The sequence below is a fragment of the Bradyrhizobium sp. SHOUNA76 genome (assembly GCF_023006445.1).
Taxonomy (GTDB): Bacteria; Pseudomonadota; Alphaproteobacteria; order Rhizobiales; family Xanthobacteraceae; genus Bradyrhizobium.
In genome coordinates this window covers 1-5,512 of the sequence record NZ_JALBHA010000443.1, presented here as the reverse complement: position 1 = coordinate 5,512, position 5,512 = coordinate 1, and the positions used below count along the sequence as shown (strand labels likewise).

The following is a 5,512-nucleotide window of genomic DNA, read 5'->3' as shown; positions in this document are numbered from 1 at the left end:
TGCTCGACCGGCGGCGGTGAGGGAGGCTGTTCGGCTCCGGTCGCGGCTGCCGGCTTGACCAACGGCTCCTCCACATTGCCGCCCTTATAGAGCCGGGCATAGCGGTGGCCGAGGCTGGTCAGCACCTCGTAGCCGATGGTGCCGAAATGATGCGCGAGCTCGTCGACGGTGATGCCCTCGCCGAGCAGCGTCACCATATGGCCGCGCCGCGCCGCATTCGGCGGTAGATCGGTGATGTCGATCGCGATGAGATCCATCGAGACGCGGCCGGCGACTGGGCAGCGCTTGCCGGCAACGATGACCTCGGCGCCGCGGGTGCCGTCATTGGAGCTGGCGGCGCGGAAATAGCCGTCGGCATAACCGACTGCGATGATCGCCAGTTTCGTCGGCCGCCGCGCGGTCCAGGTGCCGCCATAGCCGACGCTCTCGCCGCGCTCGATGGTGCGGGTCTGCACGATGCGCGCCTTGAGATCGACCACCGGCAGCATCGGATTGTCGGCCTCCGGTGTCGGGTTGACACCGTAGAGCGCAGCCCCCGGCCGCACCATGTCGAACTGGAACGGCGCGCCGAGGAAGATGCCGGAGGAATTGGCGAGCGCCGCCGGTACGCCGGAGAATTCGCTGGCGATGCTGCGGAAGGCCGCGAGCTGCTTGGCGTTCACCGGGCTGTTGAGCTGCTCGGCCGAGACCAGATGGCTCATGACCAGCGTGATGCCGTGATCGCCGGCGTTGATGCGGGGGATGATGGCCTGCGCTTCGGAGAGCGTGAGGCCGAGTCGGTTCATGCCGGTGTCGATGTGAACCGCCGCGCCCCCGTTCCAGCCGGTGCGACGGCAGAACACGTCCCACTCGGCGAGCTCGTTGAGGTCGCCGATCACCGGGCGGCAATTGATCTTGGCGTAGTGCTCGCCGGTGTTCTGGAAATAGCCGCCGAGCACATAGATCGTTGGCTCCGGGACGGCCGCGCGCACCTTGCGCGCCTCCTCGATGGTGGCGACGAAAAAGGTCTTGCAGCCGGCCTTGCTCAGCGCACGCGCGACCTCGGCGGCGCCGCAGCCATAGGCGTCGGCCTTGATCACCGCCGAGCACTCGGCCGGCACCGCCGTCTTCTCGAGCTTGCGCCAGTTGGCGATGATGGCGTCGAGATCGACGGTCAGCACGCCGCCGAAGGCTGCGAGCGCGGCAGCCTGGTTGGCCTCCGCGGAGAGAAGGCCGGATTGCGAGATGGTTTTCGGGTCGGACGCCATTGTCATGGCGCCGTTTTACGCAAGAGGCCGTTCTGGTTCAAGGAACTCAGTAGTCGTTCCCGCTGCGGGCCGGAACCTGACTGTCAGGCGCGAGGTCGCCGAACCGCGTGACCGAGGCCTCGAACGCCAAATCGACGGTGCCGGTCGGGCCGTGGCGCTGCTTGCCGATGATGACCTCGGCTTTTCCGTGCGCAAGACTCATGTCGAGCTGCCACTTCTCGTGCTCGGGCGTGCCGGGGCGCGGCTCCTTCATGGCGAGGTAATATTCCTCGCGGTAGACGAACAGCACGACGTCGGCGTCCTGCTCGATCGATCCGGATTCACGCAGGTCCGAGAGCTGCGGCCGCTTGTCGTCACGCGATTCGACCTGACGCGAGAGCTGCGACAGCGCGATGACGGGAACGTTGAGCTCCTTGGCCAGCGCCTTCAGGCTGGTCGTGATCTCAGTGATTTCCTGCACGCGATTATCGCTCCGCTTGCCCGAGCCCGAGAGCAGCTGGATGTAGTCGATCACGAGCAGGTCGAGGCCCTTCTGGCGCTTCAGCCGGCGCGCCCGCGCCATCAGCTGCGCGATCGACAGGCCGCCGGTGGCGTCTACGTAGAAGGGCAGCGACTGCAGCTCGATCGAGACCTCCCGGATCTTCTCGAAATCGGCTTCCGAGATGCCGCCGCGGCGGATGTGGGAGGAGGGAACACCGGTGCGCTCGGCCACGATACGCGTGGCGAGCTGGTCGGCCGACATTTCGCAGGAGAAGAAGCCGATCACGCCGCCATTGGCGGCCTTCGTGGTACCGTCGGCCTGGAGTTCCGGCACATAGGCCTGAGCGACGTTGTAGGCGATGTTGGTCGCAAGAGAGGTCTTGCCCATGCCGGGACGGCCCGCGACGATGATGAGGTCGGAGTGCTGCAGGCCACCCATCTTGGTGTCGAGGTCGCGCATGCCCGTCGAGATGCCGGACAGCTTGCCGTCGCGCTGGAACGCTTTTGCGGCGAGATCGACCGCGACCGCCAGTGCCTGCGAGAATTTCTGGAAGCCTCCGTCATAGCGGCCGGATTCGGCGAGCTCGTAAAGCTTGCGCTCGGCGTCCTCGATCTGCGCCCGCGGCTGGAAATCGACCGGTGCGTCATAGGCGACATTGACCATGTCCTCGCCGATGCCGATCAGGTCGCGCCTCAGCGACAGGTCGTAGACCGTGCGGCCGTAGTCCTGGGCGTTGATGATGGTGGTCGCTTCGGCGGCGAGCCGTGCAAGATATTGCCCGATGGTCATGCCGCCGACATCGGTATCGGCGGGCAGGAACGTCTTCAGCGTGACGGGCGTCGCGATCTTGCCCATCCGGATCAGGCTGCCGGCGGTCTCGAAGATGGTCTGGTGCAGCGGCTCGAAGAAATGCTTCGCCTCCAGGAAGTCGGAGACGCGGTAGAAGGCGTCGTTGTTGACCAGGATCGCGCCCAGAAGGCTCTGTTCCGCTTCGATATTGTGCGGAGCGCTCCGATAGGCGGGAGTTCCTGCGTCGGGCGCGAGTTTGAGAACGTTCGAATCAGTCAGGACCATGGTCGGACGTGCTTAGCAATTTTCTTGGGCGGATGCGGGGCCGGGATAAAGCGCCGCATCGGTGCAAAGCGAAAGCGAAAGCTGACCGCTATCAACCGCTCAGTTAAAGTGGTGGATGATTAGCAGTCGCAGCACGCGCCGCGCTTGACGGATTTTCGCGGAACCGGTCGGGCCGGAAGCAGCCGCGTCCGCGCCATGGAAAAATCCTGAAGCAATGAACCTAATGGATTGGCGCGCAGACGTACCGGAGGGCGCGCGAATTGACGCACGCTGGGAGCTTTCGGCTCGGGCTCAGACCAGCAGGAGGTAGACCAGCGCAACCAGAGCCGCCCCGACGCCGGTAACGATCAGGGCGTAATCGGTGCGGAGGTCGTCCTGCACGTCGAATGAGGTTTGGGTCTCTTTGCTCATGGCGACGGTCTAAGCCAGGGCCGACCAGACTTATGTGAAGTGGATCACATCTTCCCGGATTCTTTCGGGGGTATGACCGGAACAGGTGGACGGGCAGGGAATTGTCTCCGACGGTCCGCCAACAGGGAACGAGGCAAGCGATGCGGCCAGAACGGCAGCACCAGATTGGGCGAAGCGAGGCAGCTAGCCGGCTTTGGCTGTCGGGGTTGATCGCGGCCATGGAGCACGCCGAGCGGCCCGAAGTGCGTCGCCAGCCTGTCGCACCCGAAATCCTGGTCGAACTGCGGGCGCAATTGGCGTTAACGGCGCTTTTCCGGTCCTCCCAGATTTCGACCCTGCGTCACTAGGACCTATTCACCAGCCAGTTTCAGCCTGGGCCTGACCGTGCCTTCGCGAGCCCGCAGCCGGGCTTCCTCACGCGGCATGTAGTCGCGGGTCGTCGGCACCACGCCCTGGCGGCGGGTGAGCTGGATCTGGAAGTTCATCATGTTCTGCTTGCGGAACGTCATCTCGCAGGCAGCGAGATAAAATTCCCACATCAAGGCGAAACGCTCGTCGTAGAGCTCCACGGCCTCCTCGCGTCGCGCCATGAAGCGTTCCCGCCAGGCTTTCAGCGTCGCGGCATAGTGCAGGCGCAGGATCTCGATGTCGCAGACCAGCAGGCCCGCGCGCTCGATCGCCGGCAGCACCTCCGACAAAGCGGGGATGTAGCCGCCGGGGAAGATGTATTTGGCGATCCAGGGATTGGTCGAGTCCGGGCCCTGCGAACGGCCGATCGAATGCAGCAGCATGACGCCGTCCTGGCCGAGGAGCTCGGCGCAGCGCTGGAAGTAGGTGTCGTAGAATCGGGCACCGACATGCTCGAACATGCCGACCGAGACGATGCGGTCGAACGGTCCGGCGATGTCGCGGTAGTCCTGGAGCAGAAATCTGGCCGAGCCGGTCAAGCCCTTTTCGGAGGCGCGTGCATTGGCGATCTGCAACTGTTCGGTCGAGAGCGTGATGCCAGTGACGTCGGCGCGGGCCATCTCGGCGAGATAGAGCCCGAGCCCGCCCCAGCCCGAGCCGATGTCGAGCACGCGCTGGCCGGGCTTGATGAGCAGCTTGGCGGCAATGTGCCGTTTCTTCGCGAGCTGCGCGTCGTCGAGCGTGCTCTTGGACGTTTCGAAATAGGCGCAGCTGTATTGCTTGTCGGCGTCCAGGAAGAGCGAATAGAGCCGGGCGTCGAGATCATAGTGATGCGCGACGTTGTCGCGGGAGCGCGAGCGCGGATTGAACTGCTTCAGATGCCGCGTCAGATAGCGCAGATGCCACCAGGGTTTTGCCCACTGCGGCAAGAGGTCGGGTTGATCGAGCAGGATCGCGAGGGCATCAGCTATGGTGCCGCGCTCGACCACGAACTCGCCGTCCATATAGGCCTCGCCAAGCCCGAGCTCGGGATTGACGAGGATCTTCCGCTCGGCGTCCGCGGTGACGAAGCGCACCGCGACCGGAACGCCGGAGTCGTCGCCGACGGTGAATTTCAACCCGCTTGCGCCGGTCACAGTCATCGACCCGCGGCGGATGAATTGAGACAGGAATCTACGCAACAAACGGTCCATCGACATTTCCTCTCGAGCGAACCCGAAAGATGCGACTAACCTGGCCTTCATATCTGACGCCCAGGCGCCGCAGCGGTTCCTATGCGTCTGCATCCAATCTGGGGAGGGTGGGGCTGCTGCGCTATTGCGCTGAGTTCACAGCCGATATTCGAAAAGCGCTTAATCACATCCTTGCGCGTGGAGGCTGCTTCCATTCGCGGCTCAATCGGATAAAAGGTGACCCGCCGCCGCGCCGGAGGCCGGCTGCACCCCTCGGAATTCAATGGAGATGATGGGAATGTCGAGCCGAGCGCTCAGCCTCGCGACGGTATTGCTTCTGATCGGCTTCGGCGCGGCCGATCCCGTTTTTGCGCAGGCGACCAACCTCGAGGCCGGCAAGACCCCGTCTCAGCTTTTCGCGCAGACCTGCAATGTCTGCCACAAGAGCCCGCGCGGACTTCTGAAGTCCGTTGCGCCGGGTTCGCTGCCGGGCTTCCTGCGCCAGCACTACACCACGAGCCCGGACATGGCGGGGATTCTCGCCTCCTATCTCGTCTCCAACGGGGCCACCGACACCCGCTACCAGGCCAAGGACGGCAAGGATAAGAAGGACGGTGCCAAGGAGAAGGAAGCGAACACCGCTCCGGGACAGGCGGGCGAGCATCAGGGCCGCCGCCCGCGCGCCCAGGACGCCGCCAGGCCGGACGGCGAGGCTGCTC

Annotated in this window: 2 protein-coding genes and 2 pseudogenes; 1 reads left to right on the top strand and 3 read right to left on the bottom strand. The window is 64.6% G+C overall.

All coding sequences use genetic code 11. The annotated features are described in order from the left end of the window. Positions 1-146 precede the first annotated feature (146 nt). The 3 genes and pseudogenes from alr to MOV74_RS30245 form a co-directional block, all read right to left on the bottom strand. Positions 147-1,247: pseudogene (gene alr / locus MOV74_RS30255) on the bottom strand (alanine racemase); the annotation flags it as partial. Positions 1,248-1,293: 46 nt separating this feature from the next. Continuing rightward, positions 1,294-2,802 (bottom strand): replicative DNA helicase, encoded by a 1,509-nt coding sequence (locus MOV74_RS30250; RefSeq protein ID WP_246930409.1) that lies wholly within the window; start codon positions 2,800-2,802, stop codon positions 1,294-1,296. Positions 2,803-3,563: 761 nt separating this feature from the next. Beyond that, positions 3,564-4,814, bottom strand: a complete 1,251-nt coding sequence (locus MOV74_RS30245; RefSeq protein WP_246930406.1) for a cyclopropane-fatty-acyl-phospholipid synthase family protein — start codon at positions 4,812-4,814, stop codon at positions 3,564-3,566. Positions 4,815-5,091: 277 nt separating this feature from the next. Here MOV74_RS30245 and MOV74_RS30240 point away from each other — a divergent pair. Next, positions 5,092-5,512: pseudogene (locus MOV74_RS30240) on the top strand (hypothetical protein); the annotation flags it as partial.